The 21,988-nt window shown below is 23.7% G+C and carries 18 protein-coding genes and 4 pseudogenes; 10 read left to right on the top strand and 12 right to left on the bottom strand.

The features are described 5' to 3' along the window. Positions 1 to 114: 114 nt before the first annotated feature. Both AAHM96_RS01805 and AAHM96_RS01800 read left to right on the top strand, forming a co-directional pair. Complete coding sequence (locus AAHM96_RS01805) at positions 115 to 2,085, top strand: hypothetical protein (RefSeq protein ID WP_342273415.1); 1,971 nt, start codon at positions 115 to 117, stop codon at positions 2,083 to 2,085. Positions 2,086 to 2,232: 147 nt separating this feature from the next. Then, complete coding sequence (locus AAHM96_RS01800) at positions 2,233 to 2,769, top strand: rolling circle replication-associated protein (RefSeq protein ID WP_342273414.1); 537 nt, start codon at positions 2,233 to 2,235, stop codon at positions 2,767 to 2,769. Here AAHM96_RS01800 and AAHM96_RS01795 read toward each other — a convergent pair. From AAHM96_RS01795 to AAHM96_RS01780, 5 genes and pseudogenes are all read right to left on the bottom strand, one after another. Beyond that, a protein-coding gene (locus AAHM96_RS01795) for an IS5 family transposase (protein WP_342273687.1) occupies positions 2,752 to 3,493 on the bottom strand; the annotation gives its coding sequence in 2 pieces (ribosomal slippage) (positions 2,752 to 3,279 and positions 3,281 to 3,493; 741 coding nt in all). The two genes, AAHM96_RS01800 and AAHM96_RS01795, sit on opposite strands and share 18 nt — an antisense overlap. Before the next feature lie 67 nt (positions 3,494 to 3,560). Further along, positions 3,561 to 4,538, bottom strand: a complete 978-nt coding sequence (locus AAHM96_RS01790) for an IS3 family transposase (protein WP_342272797.1) — start codon at positions 4,536 to 4,538, stop codon at positions 3,561 to 3,563. 234 nt (positions 4,539 to 4,772) lie between these two features. Next, the gene (locus AAHM96_RS08395) at positions 4,773 to 5,195 is read right to left on the bottom strand and encodes a transposase family protein (protein WP_425288769.1); all 423 of its coding nucleotides are present in this window, start codon (positions 5,193 to 5,195) and stop codon (positions 4,773 to 4,775) included. Between the two features lie 2 nt (positions 5,196 to 5,197). Further along, a complete protein-coding gene (locus tag AAHM96_RS08390) occupies positions 5,198 to 5,590 on the bottom strand; it encodes a transposase family protein (protein ID WP_342272745.1) in 393 nt (130 codons plus the stop codon). A gap of 143 nt (positions 5,591 to 5,733) precedes the next feature. Then, positions 5,734 to 6,355 (bottom strand): annotated as a pseudogene (locus AAHM96_RS01780) (IS5 family transposase); the annotation flags it as partial. Between the two features lie 383 nt (positions 6,356 to 6,738). On the opposite strand from AAHM96_RS01780, the pseudogene AAHM96_RS08385 reads away from it, so the two are divergent. Both AAHM96_RS08385 and AAHM96_RS01765 read left to right on the top strand, forming a co-directional pair. Then, positions 6,739 to 7,556, top strand: a pseudogene (locus AAHM96_RS08385) (IS5 family transposase). A gap of 190 nt (positions 7,557 to 7,746) precedes the next feature. Further along, positions 7,747 to 8,019, top strand: a complete 273-nt coding sequence (locus AAHM96_RS01765; protein WP_281748939.1) for a hypothetical protein — start codon at positions 7,747 to 7,749, stop codon at positions 8,017 to 8,019. Between the two features lie 102 nt (positions 8,020 to 8,121). On the opposite strand, the gene AAHM96_RS01760 is transcribed toward AAHM96_RS01765, so the two are convergent. The 6 genes from AAHM96_RS01760 to AAHM96_RS01735 form a co-directional block, all read right to left on the bottom strand. Beyond that, entirely contained in the window at positions 8,122 to 9,657 is a 1,536-nt protein-coding gene (locus AAHM96_RS01760; RefSeq protein ID WP_342273413.1) for an ABC-F family ATP-binding cassette domain-containing protein, read from the bottom strand. Positions 9,658 to 9,826: 169 nt separating this feature from the next. Beyond that, positions 9,827 to 10,804 carry an IS3 family transposase gene (locus tag AAHM96_RS01755; protein ID WP_342273412.1) on the bottom strand — a complete coding sequence of 326 codons (978 nt, stop codon included), beginning with the start codon at positions 10,802 to 10,804 and terminating at the stop codon, positions 9,827 to 9,829. A 206-nt stretch (positions 10,805 to 11,010) separates the two neighbouring features. After that, a protein-coding gene (locus tag AAHM96_RS01750) for an IS5 family transposase (protein WP_342273411.1) occupies positions 11,011 to 11,800 on the bottom strand; the annotation gives its coding sequence in 2 pieces (ribosomal slippage) (positions 11,011 to 11,538 and positions 11,540 to 11,800; 789 coding nt in all). 118 nt (positions 11,801 to 11,918) lie between these two features. Next, positions 11,919 to 12,708, bottom strand: a protein-coding gene (locus AAHM96_RS01745; protein ID WP_342273410.1) for an IS5 family transposase whose coding sequence is annotated in 2 segments (ribosomal slippage) — positions 11,919 to 12,446 and positions 12,448 to 12,708 — 789 coding nt in all. Because the reading frame shifts where the segments join, the coding sequence is not laid out codon by codon here. 37 nt (positions 12,709 to 12,745) lie between these two features. Then, the gene (locus AAHM96_RS01740; protein ID WP_342273685.1) at positions 12,746 to 13,153 is read right to left on the bottom strand and encodes a transposase family protein; all 408 of its coding nucleotides are present in this window, start codon (positions 13,151 to 13,153) and stop codon (positions 12,746 to 12,748) included. A gap of 2 nt (positions 13,154 to 13,155) precedes the next feature. Continuing rightward, on the bottom strand, positions 13,156 to 13,548 hold the full coding sequence (locus tag AAHM96_RS01735; RefSeq protein WP_342272745.1) for a transposase family protein: 393 nt from the start codon (positions 13,546 to 13,548) through the stop codon (positions 13,156 to 13,158). A 69-nt stretch (positions 13,549 to 13,617) separates the two neighbouring features. On the opposite strand from AAHM96_RS01735, the pseudogene AAHM96_RS01730 reads away from it, so the two are divergent. Together AAHM96_RS01730 and AAHM96_RS01725 are read left to right on the top strand one after the other, a co-directional pair. Continuing rightward, positions 13,618 to 13,761 (top strand): annotated as a pseudogene (locus tag AAHM96_RS01730) (transposase); the annotation flags it as partial. Positions 13,762 to 13,885: 124 nt separating this feature from the next. After that, positions 13,886 to 14,863 carry an IS3 family transposase gene (locus tag AAHM96_RS01725; RefSeq protein ID WP_342272797.1) on the top strand — a complete coding sequence of 326 codons (978 nt, stop codon included), beginning with the start codon at positions 13,886 to 13,888 and terminating at the stop codon, positions 14,861 to 14,863. Positions 14,864 to 14,929: 66 nt separating this feature from the next. On the opposite strand, the pseudogene AAHM96_RS01720 reads toward AAHM96_RS01725, so the two are convergent. Next, positions 14,930 to 15,136 (bottom strand): annotated as a pseudogene (locus AAHM96_RS01720) (transposase); the annotation flags it as partial. A gap of 872 nt (positions 15,137 to 16,008) precedes the next feature. Here AAHM96_RS01720 and polA point away from each other — a divergent pair. The 4 genes from polA (at position 16,009) to AAHM96_RS01700 (ending at position 21,801) form a co-directional block, all read left to right on the top strand. Continuing rightward, entirely contained in the window at positions 16,009 to 18,633 is a 2,625-nt protein-coding gene (gene polA / locus AAHM96_RS01715) for a DNA polymerase I (protein WP_342273409.1), read from the top strand. 67 nt (positions 18,634 to 18,700) lie between these two features. Then, positions 18,701 to 19,531 carry a DNA-formamidopyrimidine glycosylase gene (gene mutM / locus AAHM96_RS01710; protein ID WP_281748612.1) on the top strand — a complete coding sequence of 277 codons (831 nt, stop codon included), beginning with the start codon at positions 18,701 to 18,703 and terminating at the stop codon, positions 19,529 to 19,531. Positions 19,532 to 19,704: 173 nt separating this feature from the next. Next, positions 19,705 to 20,826, top strand: coding sequence for a DnaD domain protein (locus tag AAHM96_RS01705; RefSeq protein ID WP_342273408.1), 1,122 nt, complete (start codon positions 19,705 to 19,707; stop codon positions 20,824 to 20,826). A 45-nt stretch (positions 20,827 to 20,871) separates the two neighbouring features. After that, the gene (locus AAHM96_RS01700) at positions 20,872 to 21,801 is read left to right on the top strand and encodes an ATP-binding protein (RefSeq protein ID WP_342273407.1); all 930 of its coding nucleotides are present in this window, start codon (positions 20,872 to 20,874) and stop codon (positions 21,799 to 21,801) included. The last annotated feature ends 187 nt before the right edge of the window (positions 21,802 to 21,988 follow it).

Here is a 21,988-nt window from a genome sequence, read left to right as displayed (position 1 = left end):
ACAAGTGCCACTATTTTACCTCTATCGGCTTGTACCTTTAATTTTTATGTTAACCGTGTAACTAATAGTATCGCTAAAAGTTTTGCTGACCAAACTTCTGCTTTAATTAAAAGTATGGTTATGTCAAAAGAGTTAGGTGCTGATACTAGTAGTACTAATGATGATATTATGGGAAAAATTAAAAATAATAGTATTAATAATTTAACTAAAAATACTAGTTTAAATAATTGAGGTGATTTACAAACACGTTGAGGGGAAAATGGAAAAATTGATGTAAATAACTTTGATCCTAATAATTTTTTTAAAGCTTCTGGAACAGGTGAATTAACTAAAACCATCAATAGTAAAAAGCAAGTTAATGATGTTTTTTCATCACTTGATTATATTAGAACTATATCAATTATGGCTAACCCACAATTAGAAAATATAGTTGTAGGTGCTGGTATGGACCCCATTTCTAGTTTTTTAAAATCATTACAAGGTGACTTAAGCAGTTTACCAGCTGGATTACAATTAGTTGCTAATTTAATTAATAACTATGGTCCTAATTTTTTAAATCCGCTAACTAGAATATTTGGTAATTTAGTCAATGGCAGTTGATCTGATCAACAAACTTCTACACCCACTGATGAAGAAACATTAACTAAGTTTATGAATAATTGAAAAGATGATAGTGGTCAACCTTATAGCGCTTGAAATGATGATGGAAAATGAAAAATAAGTCCAAGTTTTGGTCAATTTCCTGGTCATAAAGTTGAAAATTGAAAATCAAAACAAGATTATGATTTATATCATGGTGGAACTTTAATTAATTACTTGTTTTGAAAAATGAGTGAAGACAATAAAATTTTTGGTAAAGATGGTAAAACTCCAAGGTATTTAGGTAATATTCTTTCAGAATATATAACTGTTAATGGTATAAATCCACCGGATGTTCAATTTGATGATAAAGGATTTTTTGCTGATATTGAAAAATACTTTCCCTATCTTTTAACTAACCCACTTTATATCTTAACAATTATTGAAGCAATTATTCCGGTTATTAAAAAATGAATATTAGATATGCCCGATATTACTGAAGGTGTTAAAAATTTAACAATTGGTAATGGTTATCCATCAAAGCCAAGTCCTGGTAGCTATAATTTACTTGATATTATCAATACTATAAAATCTTTAATTAGCCAACCAGAAAAATTAAAACAAATACTTCTAACCGTATTTGGTAAAACTACAGAAGAAACTCATGGTTTCGATACATTTCTTTATGATGTTAAACTTAATTTAAAAGTTAAAATTGGTCATTTACCTATATCAGCAAATTTAACCTTAGGCGGGCTTATTGGTGATAGTGCATATGATCCTAGTCCATTAATTGATACCATTATCAAAGCAATTAATACATATAGTGTTAAAAACATTATTACTAGTATTACTGATCTAATTACCAAAATTTCAGAACAATACCCAGGTAATGAAGGTATTAATATTGATCTACAAGATTTAGAGAATTTTTTATTTAATAATACTACTGGTCTCTTAATAATTCTTAAAAATGATACTATTGTTACTCTAAAAAACATAATTAATAAAAGTGATGTAACAGCAACCGATGTCGAAGAATTATATAAATCATTAGGTGGACACATTAATAAAGATGATCGAGAATATCCAACTTTTACTCAAGGTTCAATACTTGATATTTTACAAAAAACTATGCTTGAACCAAACAGTCAACTAAATAATATCTTAAATTTATTACTTGGTACTACTTATGAAAGTCATAAATTAGGAATTAAAAATATTATTACTGCTAATAATAATCAATGAATTAAAGATAACTATGAAGTTTATTTTGATGCTGATAACACAACCGGCATTAATAAAAAAATAGGTAATACTTCTGATATTACTATGACTAAAACTACCATCAATAATATCGAAACAATTAATTTAAAATATGATTTTACATATAAAATTAAAAACACTACATATCATTTTATTATCACTGCTATTGATATTGAAAATTTAATTGATTTTCAAGGTATACGTACTTTTAAATTTAAAAGTATTACTTTAGTAAAATAAAAAACTAATTTTAATGTATTATTTACTAGGTTAGTTAAGTAACGTTTTTGTTTTATATTTGTTTTTATAATTTTTTATGTTAAAATTCATTTGTTATTAAAATGTATAAAATTAGTTTTTAAAACTTAGAATAGTAGAGTTTTATATATGGATATTCAACAATATTTTTATGTTAAAAAGATTTTTTATGCTTGTTATGTTAAAAACGTTGTTTTACCTATTTCTTTTTTAAATAATATTGGAAATAAGAAAGGTAAATGTTATGTTGGTAATAAGCAAAAATTAAGAAATAGTACTGTTCGTACTAAAACTAATTTAATTCAAAAAGCATTACATAATTTTTATAATAGTAATATGTTAAGTTTTGTTACTTTAACTTATGCTGAAAATATGCAAGATGTTAAACAATCAAAAAAAGATATTCGTTTATTTTTTCTTAAATTAAAGAAATGATGAAATGACCGTAAGCGTGCTAAATATATGGGTGAATTAAAATATATGTATGTTTATGAATATCAAGAGCGTGGAGCAGTTCATTTTCATATAATTTTTAATAGAAAAATACCTTATAATATGATACGCGATTGATGACCACATGCTGGTAATGCTAAGGGTATTGATTTAAGGGTTGTTCGTAAAGGTACAAATGAGTTTGTTAGAACCTGTTTAAAATCTTTTCAATAAAATTGAAATAAAGGCAAGAACAACTATTTGTAAGCTAGTATTTAATTTTTTTTCACAATTTTTTCATAATCTTCTGCATTTTTCTAATCATGCAAAACTTCGTTCTACAACTCATCTTTTTGGTAATACTACAAAAGAATGTAATTCATTACGTTTTATAACTTCAACATTTGCATTTATAATTGTTTTAATTTTAGAAGCAAATTTTTCACCAGTATAACCAGCATCTACTAGTATTTTTTGAACTGCAGAAAGATTCTCTTTTTCATTTTCAATCATTATTATAGCACTATTACGATCTGTTTTTTCTGCTGTGGTTATGTAAATTGCATGTGGTAAACCTTGAGAATCAACAGCAATATGACGCTTTATTCCTGAAATCTTTTTACCAGCATCATAACCTTTATTTTTAGTAGTATCTGTATTTTTAACACTTTGTGAATCAATTATACAAAAACTAGTTTGTTCTTTTCTACCATTATTGATACGAAATGCCTTGACTAATTTTTTTTAAAACTAATTGTAATACACTAGGTTCTTTATCATTATTTTTACTTCAAGCTTGAAAATAATAATATACAATTTGTCATTTTGGAAAATTTTTTGGTAACATTCTTCACTGGCAACCACTTTTTAATACATATAAAACTGCACAAAATACTTCATATAAATCTAAACTTCTTGGTTTAGTTCTCTTTTTAGTATTTTCTAAAATTGATTTTATATTTTCAAATTGCTCTTTGCTAACGGTGGTTGGCCCTTAATTACTGGACCATTTTTGATATAAAATTCTAAATTTTAATTTGTAAAATTGGTGGTTTTAGAAATTTAGAATGTATTCTTTCATAATTATAAAACATAACATATTGATTTACATCATTTATAGCTTCATTGATGGATAAATATTGATTTGATCCTTTAGGTAGTCATTCTTGAGATAAATGAGAAAATCAGTTTTCAGATAATACATTACCACCAATATCATAAGGTTGTTTTTTGCTTAAAATTATTTGTTTATCCTCTGCTCATTTTGTGATATCTTGACAATAAAATTCGTTGGCGTTATCTGAATGTAAAATAACATTTTTTATTTGATTTCAAGAAAATTGTTTGTTGATTTTTTCAAGAGCAGGAAGAATTAAATCCTGATATGATTTATTAGGAGCAATATTATAACTAACAACATTATTTGAATAAAAATCAATAATTACAAAAAGATATAATCATCCTTCTTTAGTATTTATTTGTTTAGTGTCCATTGATCAAATTTGATTTGAAGAGGTTGTACTTTTATAATCTTTGTTTACTTTATCCATTGTAGGTATTCACTTATTTGGATTTTTTTTGTTTTTAGGATAGTTATTTTTAGTTTGTTTTAATCCTTGAATATTGTGTTCTTTCATAATTTTTCGCATTTGTTTTATTGATAATTCTATATTTAAAATGATATTTTTTTCTTGTTTTAATCACTCTTTAAAAGCTGAAAAAATTCTTAAATATCCATAAATTCTGCCTTTTCTTGTAGAATGAAATTCGATTAAAAGTTGGCATATTTTTTGATATTTATGATTGCATTTAATAATATGATTTTCTTCTTTTTTAATAGGTTTTTGTTTATTTTTTAAAAAGTAATATGTTGATCTGTTTAATTGAAGATATTGACATAGGTTTCTAATTGAATATTGATTTTTACAATCATCAATAATTTTAATTTTTTCTTTGATATTTAATTTGTTAATTACTAATGCTATTTGTTTAATTTTATCCATTAATAAAAATCCTTTCAGGTTAAAATTAGTGTTAATTATATAACACAATTGTTTTTAGAATACATTCAGGTTTTTTAAATTAATGGTCTAGTAAAAAGGGCTAAGTGGCAAGTGGCAAGTGGCTTCTCCATTTTCTATAAATTCAAGTACTTTATAATAAGCAGTAAGTTTACCGGCTTCTTTTAAAGAATCACATAAACAAATACTAATTTGTTTATTAGACTTGGTGCAAAACTAAGGTAATTCAAAATTATATATTCCTGCTATTAAATTAAATCTTAATGCAAATCTTCGTATTTTATTGCGATATTTTAAAGTTAAAATTTTAAAACGTTTTAGTTTAGCAAATACGTGTTCAATTTTAATTCTAATTTTGCTTAAAGTTTTATTGTATTCTTTTTGAATTGGTATTAATTTATTGTATTTACTTTTTTTAAATGGCAAAAATGTATTTTTATGAATATTTTGTATTCCTTGATAACCTGAATCAACAAAAACTTGTTTTTCTGGATGAATAAAAGTTTTAGATTTTAAAAGTAATTTAAAATCATGAATGCTTCCAAAACAAAAAGCGGTTGAAATAATTTTTCCATTTAAAATATCAATAATTATTTGCGATTTAAGAGTATGATGTTTGTTTTTACCCGAAAAAAGTAATTTTAGTTTTTTTTAATTCTTTCAATTGGAGTTTCAGTAGCATCAATAGCTAGTAAAGTATTATTGATTCCTTTATTTTTGATTAAATCTTTTTTGCCAGATAAATTAAAAATTCCACTCTTTATTAAAGTATTTTCAATTCAAAAAATATTACGAATGCAGCTAGTATGACTAATATTATATCTTTTTGCAATAACTCTATAACTACTATACTCTTTTCAGTATTCTAATGTCATTAATAAACGATTTTCTATTGATAATTTATTAGGTTTACCACCAACTGCTTTTTTAATTGCTTCAGCTTTTTTTAAAATTTCAACCATTTTTTGAAATGTTTGTAGTTTTATTCCCACTAAACTATAAAATTCTTGTTCATCTTTGTATTTTTTTAACATAATAATTATCACCTTTGATATTAATAATAACCGTTAAATTATTAAAATTAAAGGTTTTGCACCAAGTCTATTTAATCAATTAATTAATTTTTCTTTATTCATTATCAAATTCTCCTAAATTTCCTCAACTCTTTAGAACCTGTTTAAAATCTTTTCAATAAAATTGAAATAAAGGCAAGAACAACCATTTGTAAGCTAGTATTTAATTTTTTTTCACAATTTTTTCATAATCTTCTGCATTTTTCTAATCATGCAAAACTTCGTTCTACAACTCATCTTTTTGGTAATACTACAAAAGAATGTAATTCATTACGTTTTATAACTTCAACATTTGCATTTATAATTGTTTTAATTTTAGAAGCAAATTTTTCACCAGTATAACCAGCATCTACTAGTATTTTTTGAACTGCAGAAAGATTCTCTTTTTCATTTTCAATCATTATTATAGCACTATTACGATCTGTTTTTTCTGCTGTGGTTATGTAAATTGCATGTGGTAAACCTTGAGAATCAACAGCAATATGACGCTTTATTCCTGAAATCTTTTTACCAGCATCATAACCTTTATTTTTAGTAGTATCTGTATTTTTAACACTTTGTGAATCAATTATACAAAAACTAGTTTGTTCTTTTCTACCATTATTGATACGAAATGCCTTGACTAATTTTTTTTAAAACTAATTGTAATACACTAGGTTCTTTATTATTATTTTTACTTCAAGCTTGAAAATAATAATATACAATTTGTCATTTTGGAAAATTTTTTTGGTAACATTCTTAACATTACTAGGATAATTTTTACACATATATACCTCTTATTTTAAAATATATAATCATTTTATCCTATTCTCTAAAAGATTTTAAACAGGTTCTTAAAGAAGCAAGTAGTATTGATATGACTTATAGTGATATTAAATCTGCTGGTTTGGATAAATTAGATAATATATTAAAAAAGAAAGATAAACCTAAAAATAAAGATAAATAAAAATAATTATAGTCCCAGTAGGTTCACTGGGACTATAATTTGGGTGAGCCACGTAGTGGCGAGGGACGTAGTCCCTATATACTTGATATTTAATAGACTTGGTGCAAAACCTTTAATTTTAATAATTTAACGGTTATTATTAATATCAAAGGTGATAATTATTATGTTAAAAAAATACAAAGATGAACAAGAATTTTATAGTTTAGTGGGAATAAAACTACAAACATTTCAAAAAATGGTTGAAATTTTAAAAAAAGCTGAAGCAATTAAAAAAGCAGTTGGTGGTAAACCTAATAAATTATCAATAGAAAATCGTTTATTAATGACATTAGAATACTGAAAAGAGTATAGTAGTTATAGAGTTATTGCAAAAAGATATAATATTAGTCATACTAGCTGCATTCGTAATATTTTTTGAATTGAAAATACTTTAATAAAGAGTGGAATTTTTAATTTATCTGGCAAAAAAGATTTAATCAAAAATAAAGGAATCAATAATACTTTACTAGCTATTGATGCTACTGAAACTCCAATTGAAAGAATTAAAAAAAACTAAAATTACTTTTTTCGGGTAAAAACAAACATCATACTCTTAAATCGCAAATAATTATTGATATTTTAAATGGAAAAATTATTTCAACCGCTTTTTGTTTTGGAAGCATTCATGATTTTAAATTACTTTTAAAATCTAAAACTTTTATTCATCCAGAAAAACAACTTTTTGTTGATTCAGGTTATCAAGGAATACAAAATATTCATAAAAATACATTTTTGCCATTTAAAAAAAGTAAATACAATAAATTAATACCAATTCAAAAAGAATACAATAAAAATTTAAGCAAAATTAGAATTAAAATTAAACACGTATTTGCTAAACTAAAACGTTTTAAAATTTTAACTTTAAAATATCGCAATAAAATACGAAGATTTGCATTAAGATTTAATTTAATAGCAGGAATATATAATTTTGAATTACCTTAGTTTTGCACCAAGTCTAATAAACAAATAATAGTTATCATAATAATAATTATTTTTAACTATAAAATATATGACTATATACTATACAATTTTAATTTTAATGCTATACTTAATTAAGTGCTTATTAATCTCATTATATCAGATATTATTATCAGATTTATCAATTAGGCGCCAGAAAGAAGAGGCATTGTTAATGGAAAACAATCAAACAATAGAAGCATTATTAGAAGAAATTAAAGTTTTAAAAGAAACAGTAATTACTATTAATGCAAGTTTAACAACACTTGTAAAAATCATAGAAGAACGTGAAAAACGTTTTGCTGAACGTGGAGCAAGAACACAAGGGGATAGAAATTCTTCTGATCGTGGAAACTTTAGACCACGTTCTGACCGTGGTGATTCTAGTTGAGGAAACAGTGGTGGATTTAGCAGACGAGACCGTGACGACCGTAATCGTAAAGGATAATTTAAACAAATAAAAAAAACTTATAACTAAGATTTAGTTATAAGTTTTTTTTATTTGTTTAAATGTATAAATTAAATATTAAAAATAACTATTTTAATTTCACTAATTTGTTAATTTTTCAAAATCTAAAACCCCATCAACTCAACTATTATTAAAATTAGTATCATGAGTTGTCAATAATACAGTGCCTTCAAATTCTTGCAATGCTTTTAATAAAGACTCTTTAGCTAAAACATCAATATGATTAGTTGGCTCATCTAAAATTAATAAGTTATAAGGTTTTAATGCCAATGCTGCTAATCTAACCTTAGTTTGTTCACCACCAGAAAGTAAGTTCATTGGTTTCATTACTAAATTACTACGCAAACCAAAACTTGCTAAAATTCTTCTAATCTCAACATCATTTAATTTAATATCTAACTCTTTTAAATAATTAAATGGAGTAGTACTAGTCATTACTTCAGTTTGATGAAAATACGCTACTTGCATTCGATCATCTAAATTAATATTTCCAGCAAGTGCTGAAATATTACCAGCTAACGTTTGCAAGAAAGTAGTTTTACCAATTCCATTATACCCTTTAACAACTCACTTACTACCAGTCTTAATAACAAAAGTAAGCGGCTTAATTAATGGTTTATGATAACCTATTTCAAGGTTTTTAGCTTGGACAGCAATTGAACTTGTTGTTTTATAATACTTAAAATAAAACTTTGGAGGAGACTGGATTTGCTGTTTTTCTAAAACATTAATTTTGGATAATTGTTTTCTTCTTGATTCAGCACTTTTAGCAGTCGAAGCACGTGCTGCATTTTTACTAATATAAGTTTCTAATTTTTCAATTAATTTCTTTTGATTTGAATATGCTGATTCATATTGACGATGATGTAAACTTTTTTGTTCTAAAAAACTTTCAAAATTACCAACATAACGAGTAATCATATAATTATCAATATCAAAAATAATATTACATGTTGTATTAATAAAATTACGATCATGTGACACCAATAAAAATGCACTAGGGTAATTTTGTAAAAACTTAGCTAATCAATTAATTTGTTCAATATCCAAAAAATTAGTTGGTTCATCAAGTAATAAAAAATCATCTTCATTTAATAATAATTTTGCTAATAACACTTTTGCTCTTTGACCACCACTTAAACTACCTAAAGTTTGTTCTAAAAGTTGTAAATTAATACCCAATCCATCAACTAAACGACCAATTTTTTTACTAATAGTATCAAATCCTTGGTGTGTCAATTCATCTTGAATTTTCATTGCTTTCGTTAATAACTCTTCACTATAATTATTAGCCATTTCTGCATATAAGTTTTCCATTTGTTGTTCGCGTTCAAAAAGTTTTTGATAACTTTCACGCAAATATTGTAAAACTGTTAATTCTAAATTAACCTCTTGATGTTGATCCAAATAACCAATTTTAATTTTAGGATGAATATTTAAATTAATATGATCTGCAGATACTGTTCCATTAATAATATTTAATAATGTTGTTTTACCAACACCATTCATACCAATTAATGCCACATGTTCACCTTTATTAATTTGTAAAGTGGCGTTTTTATATAAAACTTTTCCACCATTAGCATGTGTTAAATTCTCAATTGTGACAATACTCATCTTATACCTCATTAATATTTTTTAATTACTTAGTAATAATAACATGAATATTAACCATAAAATAAGAGAAAAGAGAAAATAGTATTAATTTTATAGATTAAAATTTTATTATTTTCGACAAAATTGGGTGGTTGGCCCTTAATTACTGGACCATTTTTGATATAAAATTCTAAATTTTAATTTGTAAAATTGGTGGTTTTAGAAATTTAGAATGTATTCTTTCATAATTATAAAACATAACATATTGATTTACATCATTTATAGCTTCATTGATGGATAAATATTGATTTGATCCTTTAGGTAGTCATTCTTGAGATAAATGAGAAAATCAGTTTTCAGATAATACATTACCACCAATATCATAAGGTTGTTTTTTGCTTAAAATTATTTGTTTATCCTCTGCTCATTTTGTGATATCTTGACAATAAAATTCGTTGGCGTTATCTGAATGTAAAATAACATTTTTTACTTGATTTCAAGAAAATTGTTTGTTGATTTTTTCAAGAGCAGGAAGAATTAAATCCTGATATGATTTATTAGAAGCAATATTATAACTAACAACATTATTTGAATAAAAATCAATAATTACAAAAAGATATAATCATCCTTCTTTAGTATTTATTTGTTTAGTGTCCATTGATCAAATTTGATTTGAAGAGGTTGTACTTTTATAATCTTTGTTTACTTTATCCATTGTAGGTATTCACTTATTTGGATTTTTTTTGTTTTTAGGATAGTTATTTTTAGTTTGTTTTAATCCTTGAATATTGTGTTCTTTCATAATTTTTCGCATTTGTTTTATTGATAATTCTATATTTAAAATGATATTTTTTTCTTGTTTTAATCACTCTTTAAAAGCTGAAAAAATTCTTAAATATCCATAAATTCTGCCTTTTCTTGTAGAATGAAATTCGATTAAAAGTTGGCATATTTTTTGATATTTATGATTGCATTTAATAATATGATTTTCTTCTTTTTTAATAGGTTTTTGTTTATTTTTTAAAAAGTAATATGTTGATCTGTTTAATTGAAGATATTGACATAGGTTTCTAATTGAATATTGATTTTTACAATCATCAATAATTTTAATTTTTTCTTTGATATTTAATTTGTTAATTACTAATGCTATTTGTTTAATTTTATCCATTAATAAAAATCCTTTCAGGTTAAAATTAGTGTTAATTATATAACACAATTGTTTTTAGAATACATTCAGGTTTTTTAAATTAATGGTCTAGTAAAAAGGGCTAAGTGGCAAGTGGCAGACATTGATAATGAATAAAGAAAATATACCATGTTGTTTTAGTGAAGTTAATGAACTTGGTAAATATATAACAAATTGTAAGAACCTGTTTAAAATCTTTTCAATAAAATTGAAATAAAGGCAAGAACAACCATTTGTAAGCTAGTATTTAATTTTTTTTCACAATTTTTTCATAATCTTCTGCATTTTTCTAATCATGCAAAACTTCGTTCTACAACTCATCTTTTTGGTAATACTACAAAAGAATGTAATTCATTACGTTTTATAACTTCAACATTTGCATTTATAATTGTTTTAATTTTAGAAGCAAATTTTTCACCAGTATAACCAGCATCTACTAGTATTTTTTGAACTGCAGAAAGATTCTCTTTTTCATTTTCAATCATTATTATAGCACTATTACGATCTGTTTTTTCTTCTGTGGTTATGTAAATTGCATGTGGTAAACCTTGAGAATCAACAGCAATATGAAGCTTTATTCCTGAAATCTTTTTACCAGCATCATAACCTTTATTTTTAGTAGTATCTGTATTTTTAACACTTTGTGAATCAATTATACAAAAACTAGTTTGTTCTTTTCTACCATTATTGATACGAAATGCCTTGACTAATTTTTTTTAAAACTAATTGTAATACACTAGGTTCTTTATCATTATTTTTACTTCAAGCTTGAAAATAATAATATACAATTTGTCATTTTGGAAAATTTTTTGGTAACATTCTTCACTGGCAACCACTTTTTAATACATATAAAACTGCACAAAATACTTCATATAAATCTAAACTTCTTGGTTTAGTTCTCTTTTTAGTATTTTCTAAAATTGATTTTATATTTTCAAATTGCTCTTTGCTAACATTACTAGGATAATTTTTACACATATATACCTCTTATTTTAAAATATATAATCATTTTATCCTATTCTCTAAAAGATTTTAAACAGGTTCTAATAATTTACCAACAAAATTAGATAAAGATAATGTTCAAGTAAGAACCTGTTTAAAATCTTTTCAATAAAATTGAAATAAAGGCAAGAACAACCATTTGTAAGCTAGTATTTAATTTTTTTTCACAATTTTTTCATAATCTTCTGCATTTTTCTAATCATGCAAAACTTCGTTCTACAACTCATCTTTTTGGTAATACTACAAAAGAATGTAATTCATTACGTTTTATAACTTCAACATTTGCATTTGTAATTGTTTTAATTTTAGAAGCAAATTTTTCACCAGTATAACCAGCATCTACTAGTATTTTTTGAACTGCAGAAAGATTCTCTTTTTCATTTTCAATCATTATTATAGCACTATTACGATCTGTTTTTTCTGCTGTGGTTATGTAAATTGCATGTGGTAAACCTTGAGAATCAACAGCAATATGACGCTTTATTCCTGAAATCTTTTTACCAGCATCATAACCTTTATTTTTAGTAGTATCTGTATTTTTAACACTTTGTGAATCAATTATACAAAAACTAGTTTGTTCTTTTCTACCATTATTGATACGAAATGCCTTGACTAATTTTTTTTAAAACTAATTGTAATACACTAGGTTCTTTATTATTATTTTTACTTCAAGCTTGAAAATAATAATATACAATTTGTCATTTTGGAAAATTTTTTGGTAACATTCTTCACTGGCAACCACTTTTTAATACATATAAAACTGCACAAAATACTTCATATAAATCTAAACTTCTTGGTTTAGTTCTCTTTTTAGTATTTTCTAAAATTGATTTTATATTTTCAAATTGCTCTTTGCTAACATTACTAGGATAATTTTTACACATATATACCTCTTATTTTAAAATATATAATCATTTTATCCTATTCTCTAAAAGATTTTAAACAGGTTCTTAATGCAAATCTTCGTATTTTATTGCGATATTTTAAAGTTAAAATTTTAAAACGTTTTAGTTTAGCAAATACGTGTTCAATTTTAATTCTAATTTTGCTTAAAGTTTTATTGTATTCTTTTTGAATTGGTATTAATTTATTGTATTTACTTTTTTTAAATGGCAAAAATGTATTTTTATGAATATTTTGTATTCCTTGATAACCTGAATCAACAAAAACTTGTTTTTCTAGATGAATAAAAGTTTTAGATTTTAAAAGTAATTTAAAATCATGAATGCTTCCAAAACAAAAAGCGGTTGAAATAATTTTTCCATTTAAAATATCAATAATTATTTGCGATTTAAGAGTATGATGTTTGTTTTTACCCGAAAAAAGTAATTTTAGTTTTTTTTAATTCTTTCAATTGGAGTTTCAGTAGCATCAATAGCTAGTAAAGTATTATTGATTCCTTTATTTTTGATTAAATCTTTTTTGCCAGATAAATTAAAAATTCCACTTTTTATTAAAGTATTTTCAATTCAAAAAATATTACGAATGCAGCTAGTATGACTAATATTATATCTTTTTGCAATAACTCTATAACTGCTATACTCTTTTCAGTATTCTAATGTCATTAATAAACGATTTTCTATTGATAATTTATTAGGTTTACCACCAACTGCTTTTTTAATTGCTTCAGCTTTTTTTAAAATTTCAACCATTTTTTGAAATGTTTGTAGTTTTATTCCCACTAAACTATAAAATTCTTGTTCATCTTTGTATTTTTTTAACATAATAATTATCACCTTTGATATTAATAATAACCGTTAAATTATTAAAATTAAAGGTTTTGCACCAAGTCTAAAGAATTAACAAAAAGATTAGTTGAAAAAATGTTGAATTCTGAAATGCAAAATTATTTAGGATATGAAAAAAATCAACATAGTACTACTGAAAATGCTCGTAATGGTACAAGTTCAAAAAAATTAATAACTCAACAAGGTAAAAGCCACTTGCCACTTGCCACTTAGCCCTTTTTACTAGACCATTAATTTAAAAAACCTGAATGTATTCTAAAAACAATTGTGTTATATAATTAACACTAATTTTAACCTGAAAGGATTTTTATTAATGGATAAAATTAAACAAATAGCATTAGTAATTAACAAATTAAATATCAAAGAAAAAATTAAAATTATTGATGATTGTAAAAATCAATATTCAATTAGAAACCTATGTCAATATCTTCAATTAAACAGATCAACATATTACTTTTTAAAAAATAAACAAAAACCTATTAAAAAAGAAGAAAATCATATTATTAAATGCAATCATAAATATCAAAAAATATGCCAACTTTTAATCGAATTTCATTCTACAAGAAAAGGCAGAATTTATGGATATTTAAGAATTTTTTCAGCTTTTAAAGAGTGATTAAAACAAGAAAAAAATATCATTTTAAATATAGAATTATCAATAAAACAAATGCGAAAAATTATGAAAGAACACAATATTCAAGGATTAAAACAAACTAAAAATAACTATCCTAAAAACAAAAAAAATCCAAATAAGTGAATACCTACAATGGATAAAGTAAACAAAGATTATAAAAGTACAACCTCTTCAAATCAAATTTGATCAATGGACACTAAACAAATAAATACTAAAGAAGGATGATTATATCTTTTTGTAATTATTGATTTTTATTCAAATAATGTTGTTAGTTATAATATTGCTCCTAATAAATCATATCAGGATTTAATTCTTCCTGCTCTTGAAAAAATCAACAAACAATTTTCTTGAAATCAAATAAAAAATGTTATTTTACATTCAGATAACGCCAACGAATTTTATTGTCAAGATATCACAAAATGAGCAGAGGATAAACAAATAATTTTAAGCAAAAAACAACCTTATGATATTGGTGGTAATGTATTATCTGAAAACTGATTTTCTCATTTATCTCAAGAATGACTACCTAAAGGATCAAATCAATATTTATCCATCAATGAAGCTATAAATGATGTAAATCAATATGTTATGTTTTATAATTATGAAAGAATACATTCTAAATTTCTAAAACCACCAATTTTACAAATTAAAATTTAGAATTTTATATCAAAAATGGTCCAGTAATTAAGGGCCAACCACCGTTTTGCACCAAGTCTAAGCTTGAAAATAATAATATACAATTTGTCATTTTGGAAAATTTTTTGGTAACATTCTTCACTGGCAACCACTTTTTAATAGATATAAAACTGCACAAAATACTTCATATAAATCTAAACTTCTTGGTTTAGTTCTCTTTTTAGTATTTTCTAAAATTGATTTTATATTTTCAAATTGCTCTTTGCTAACATTACTAGGATAATTTTTACACATATATACCTCTTATTTTAAAATATATAATCATTTTATACTATTCTCTAAAAGATTTTAAACAGGTTCTAAGGATTAAAGTGATGCGCCCTTTGAATATGTAAAAATTTTTACTAAAAATAAACACTCCATTAATGCACTAAGATTTTTTATAAAATTAAGATAAGTAGGGTAAAATTATTGCAATTTTTCCAAAAATATTTATCAAAAAAATCAAAAACTTATATAGAGTATGAATATATTTTTGAAAAAAAAATGAAAATATAAATTATTTCTAAAAATAATAACAAATTTCCTTGCAATTTAAATATTATTTGTTATTATTCTTATAAGGATTTAGATAGCCTAGGTCCTTTAAAATTAAGGTAATATGTCAAAACATTATTCAATTATAATATTTTTAAATATAAAAATTTAAAATTAATCTAAAACCCCTAATTTAAACTCTATAACCCCAATAACCTTAAGTTTTATTTATAAATAACCCCCCTTTTTTTTTATAAATGACATATACCTTAGCAATAATTCTTGTGTAAACAAGAGCTGAAAAGCTCTTGTTTTTTATATATAAAAAAGAAAAAATGAATTTAAAAATTAAAAATTGAATGTTATAATAAAACTTAAGGATCTATTTATAAATATCCTTAATTTAAATATTAAGTTACAGAACTCTAATCACTATAAATATAATAATTCTCTTAAAATTAACCCTAAAACCTTATATTTATAATGTTTTCTACACAATTAAATCTGTAACTTAATTATTGTTCGATAGCAAGAAAAAAATCTTGTTTTTTTTATATGCTAATTTTTTAATTTTATATGAAGTTATACTTACTTATTGTTATAATAATTTTATGAAATTAGGTGAATAAATGAAAAAAGCATTAATTATTGATGGTAACAATTTATTATTTAAAGCATATTATGCTACTGCATACCAAGGAGTTAATCTACATTCGCTACAGGGTATTCCAACTAATGCCGTCTATGCTTTTATTAGAATGCTGACTAAGTACTTAAAATCTAACAACTATGCTAGTGTTTTTGTTGCATTTGATGCTGGTCGTAAAACATTTCGCCATGAAACTTTAGCAACATATAAAGGAAAAAGAAGTGAAACTCCGGTTGAGTTAATTGAACAATTTAATTTAGTTAAAATATTTTTAGACTTAGCACAAATTCCTTGGGGACAAATAAATAATTATGAAGCTGATGATATTATTGGCAGCATTGTTAAAAATAAAGTTGCTAGTAATTATCAAATTGATATTATGAGTAGTGATAAAGATTTATTACAACTATTAGATAACAATATTAAAATTCTTAATCCACAAAAAGGGATGAGTGATTTAAAGGTTATTACTATTTCTACATTTCAATCAGAATATGAATTATTACCTTATCAAATTACCGATTTAAAGGGATTAATGGGTGATAGTTCTGATAATTTACCTGGCATTAAAGGAATTGGTCAAAAAACTGCTATTAGTTTATTAAAAGAATATGACACATTAGAAAATATTATTGAAAATGTAGAACAATTAAAACCAAATGTTAGTAAACTAATTAAACTTAACTTTAATAATGGTATTATTTCTAAACAACTAGCACAACTTAATTTAAATACACCAATTACTGGTAATTTAGAAACGTTTAATTATAATGTTGAAAATTTAAATAATGAAAAGTTACAAGACTTTTACAAACAATATAATATGAAGTCTTTATTAACACAAGACACTAATCCTAAAACTAATAAAAATAGTACATCTCACGTTCAAATTATAAATAAGTGAAGTCAAGAATGAAATTGTGATTCAAATTACTTATGATTAGAAATTTTTGGTGATAATTATAATCGTGATAATATTATTGGTTTTGGTATTAAAAATAAAAAAGGAACATTTTATATTAATAAAATCAATGCAATTAATTGTTCTAATTTTCAACATTTCTTACAAAATAAAAAACTACAAAAAATAACTTGAGATTTAAAAAAGGTTATTATCGCAGGACTACGTTTAAAATTAATAATAAATAATATTATTTTTGACCATATGTTAGCTGCTTACCTTCTTTATGCTAATGAAAAAATATTACCAGAAAACATTGCTGTTATGCTCAATGTCAATGTTAAAGATAATTTAAGCGCTGATGATTTCTATGGCAAAGGTATTAAAAAAAATATTCCCAATGATGAAAAAGAAATAGCTATTTTTTTAGAAAAAAAATTAAATTTTTTAACAGATTCTCATCTCATTCTTATAAAAAAATTAAAAGATACTAATAACTGAAATTTATATCAAGAGATTGAACTACCTGCTGCTTTTGTATTAGTAAATATGGAGTGTAATGGTGTTAACATTGATCAAAAAAAATTAAAACTACTAACTGATAAAACTTTACTAAAAATCCAAGATTTAGAATTACAAATTAAAAAAGAAAGTAATAGTAATTTAAATCCAAATTCACCAAAACAAATTAGTGAATACTTATTTAAAGAATTAAAATTACCTAATTATAAAAAAGGTAGTACTGCTTTTGAAGTTTTAATTAGTTTAAAAAATCAACATCCAATCATCGATATTCTTTTAGAATATCGTAAATTACAAAAATTATATTCCACTTACTTACTTGGTTTACAAAAATATATTTTTGATGATGGTAAAATTCATAGCATTTATAATCAAGTGCAAACCAGTACTGGCAGGTTATCTTCATTAGATCCTAATATGCAAAATATTAGTATTCGCGATAAAGAGCAAAGAGAAGTTCGCAAAATCTTTATTCCAAGCAAACCACATACTAAAATACTATCCTGTGATTATTCGCAAATTGAATTAAGAATATTAGCTCATATTAGTGAAGATGAAAATTTAATTAAAGCTTTTCAGCAAAAGCATGATATTCATCGCGAAACTGCAAGTAAAATATTAAATATACCTTTAGCAGAAGTTACTAACGAACAAAGACAAAATGCAAAAGCTATTAATTTTGGAATTGTTTATGGCATTTCTAGTTTTGGTTTATCACAACAAATAGGAATTAAAGTTGAAGATGCTAAAATATTTATTAATAAATATTTTTCGGTTTTTCCAAAAATTAAAAGTTATATTAATAATATAATTGATTTTTGTGAAAAAAATGGATACGTTCAAACAATTTTTAATCGTAGAAGAGAAGTAATGGAAATTACAAATAAAAATAAGGTGATTCAAAATTTTGGTAAACGAATAGCAATGAACATGCCAATTCAAGGTAGTGCTGCTGATATTTTAAAATTAGCAATGAATAAAATTTATAAAGAAATAAAAAAACAAAATATTGATGCAATATTAATTGCACAAATTCATGATGAATTAATTTTTGAAGTTGAAGATAATAAAGTTAATGATGTTATTACTAAAATTACTAAAATTATGTCTAATGTTACTAAATTAAAAGTTCCCTTATTAATTAATACTAGTATTGGTGATAACTGATTTGAATTAAAATAAATTTTTAAAAATTTATTAATATTTAAAATAAATTAGTTTATTATATTTTATTGGAAGGAAAATAAAAATGCCAGAATTACCCGAAGTTGAAACTGTTCGCAAAACTTTACAACCACTTTTAACTAATCATAAAATTATTGGTGTTAGAATTCTTTTAAATAAAATTATCAAAACACCAAGTATTGAACAATTCACAAAACAAATTATTGGACAAACAATAAATGATGTTCAAAGAGTTGGTAAATTATTAATATTTATATTAGATGATTATGTATTATTAAGTCATTTACGAATGGAAGGAAAATATTATTTTCAACAAAATAATCAATCAATAAATTGAAAACATGTCTTATTAATATTAGAATTAGACAATAAATACGAATTAAGATATCATGACACAAGACAGTTTGGAACCTTTCATTTACAAACTAAAAATGAATATCAAAAAATAAAACCTTATATTAATATTGGTCCAGAACCTTTTAATAAAAATGTTACTGCTGAATATTTAAAAAATAAATGAAAAAATAAAAGTCAAAGTATTAAAGCAACATTATTAGAACAAAATGTTATGAGTGGTTTAGGAAATATTTATGCAGATGAAGTATTATTTTATGCTAGTATCCATCCGCAAAGTATTACTAAAAACTTAATACTTAAACAATTACAAGAAATCATTAATAAAGCAAAATTTGTGCTTAATAAATCAATAAAACTTGGCGGATCAACAATTAGTAGTTATACTTCAAGCCTTGGTGTAACAGGTTACTATCAACAAGAATTACAAGTTCATACTAGAGCAAAAATGCCTTGTTTTAAATGCCATACTATTATCAAAAAAATAAAAATAAACCTTCGCGGAACTTACTTTTGTAATCACTGTCAAATTAAATATTAACTCTGGAAAACTCAAAAGTATATATTAATAAAGAATATTTTTAATAAAAAAAAGTGGAATAAATGTGGATAAGTATGTGTTTTAATCATTTCACTTTATTTATATTCTTTATGTGCATATAATTATCATACCATGAAAGAAATGGATAGTAAAAAGAAAGTTAGGGAATGAATATGAACAGAACAATAAATGATATTGATATTTTTAAGTTGAACCAATCAGAATATATTAGTAACGAAGATTACCAAATTTTATTTATGTTATATCAACCAATAATTGGTATTGAAGCAATAAATTTATATTTAACTTTAGTTCAAGAAAAGTTATTAACAAAACGTATTAATCTTGATTTCAATCACGGACGAATTAAATCTTTATTAAAAATAACTTCCACTCAATTACTTGTTGCTTTCCAACAACTTGAATCTGTTAACCTTATTAATACTTACTACTATTCTTTAAAATCTACTTACATTTATCAATTGTGTTCTCCCTTATCTGCTGATGATTTTTTTGCTAATACCCATTTAAACTCAGAACTACTTAAACAATTAGGAACTTTAAATTACGAAAGACAAAAATTTTATTTTTTGAAAAATGATATTGAAATTACAGAAAATTATGTTAATATTACTCAACAGGAAAATACTATCCCTCAATCTTTAAAATTAAAAACAGCACTTAATAATATTTATGCTAAACAAGAACAAACATCAATCTCTAGACCAATTTATTCATTTCAAAATAAAAATCAAATTAACACTATGAAAGTTAATTTAAATTCTAATGGTAATACAATTATATCTAAAGATAATTCTAATGTTATTAATACCACATTAAATTTAATGCAACAAAAATTACCTGAAGAATATTTAAAAAATTTAACTGGTAAAATACCAACTGATAAATTAAAAACAACATTAGAAATATTAACTAATAACTTTCAATTAAATAATGCTGTAATTAACTGCTTAATTGAATATGTTTGATTTAAAAATAATAAACGTTTAGAACCAAACTATATTATTAAAATTGCTGAAACCTTTCAAGAAAATCAAATTAATACTATTGATGATGCTTTATCTCATTTAAAACTTGCTTATGCTCGTAGCAAAAAAAATCCACAGCAACAATTTCAACAAGAATCATTATGATCTACTACAGAACAATCAACAACAAATAATTTCAATAAAAAATTAATTAAAAAATATAAGGTTGATAATATTAATAAAAAAGATATAACATTAACTCAAGAAGAAATAAAGAATATTTTAAAGGAATTTGATGCCCATTAATTTAATTATTAAAAGACACTATTATTAAGTAAGGAAATGATTATCATGAAACTTAAAGCGACAACTATCTTAAAAGAAAACATTAACAATGCTGAACTTCATGACTTTATTAAAAAAAACAACTTAACTAACAGCAAACTAGAACCATATGTTGAATTATTAAAAACTTATATTGATAGCTACAATTTATGTAAAAAACGAGAAAATCTTAGCAAATGTCTACAAAATGTTAAAGGATATCGTTATAAACTAGTAATGTTACCTAATCAAAAAATAAGTTTAGTACTAACGGATTGTCTTCATTCTATTAATAGATCTGTCCAACAACAAGTACATAATAATTTTTTAATTAAATACTATGATGATAAACTTTTATCACTTTCATGAAGTAAAAATTTTAATGCCTCAACTAATGCAAGAAAAGAAATCATCCAGTATTTACATCAATCTTTAAAACACAAAAGTTATCAAGGTTTATACTTATATGGTGACACAGGTAGTGGCAAAACTTTTATTTTTATCTTATTTGCAAATAAATTAATTCAAAAAAATCAAACTGTTTGTTTTATTGTATGACCTGAATTTGTTATGGACATTAAAAAAAGTTTTAAAAATGATACTGATACTAATCAGCAAATTGAACAATTAAAATCATGTGACTTATTATTTATTGATGATTTAGGCGGTGAAACCGTTAGCGCTTGAGAGCGTGATGAATTATTATTTAGTATTCTTAATGCACGAATTTTACCATTAAAAACTACATTTATTAATTCTAACTATAGCATTAGTGAACTATATCAACATTATTATTTAAAAAATAGTAAATCAGAAGAAATTAAAGTTAAACGCTTATTAGAACGTATTCAAACTTTAACTATACCAATTGAATTAACTGTTGAAGAATCACAAACTACAATTGAAAATAATAATATTGACAATATTAATAATAAAATAGAATATATACCAATATAAAATATAGTATTTTTCATAAAAAAATAAAATAATAAAATAATGAAAACTATAATTAAAATAAAGGAAATAATTTACTAATAAAATAAATGTTTTATAAATAAATCCATATTTTATGACAAATATTAACAATATTTGTTTATAATATACCTAGTCATTAATCAATATAAAAAACAAACACACAAAAGGA

The sequence above is a fragment of the Spiroplasma endosymbiont of Acasis viretata genome, assembly GCF_964031275.1.
Classification (GTDB): domain Bacteria; phylum Bacillota_I; class Bacilli_A; order Mycoplasmatales; family VBWQ01; genus Spiroplasma_E; species Spiroplasma_E ixodetis_A.
This window is presented reverse-complemented; position numbering and strand designations above follow the sequence as displayed.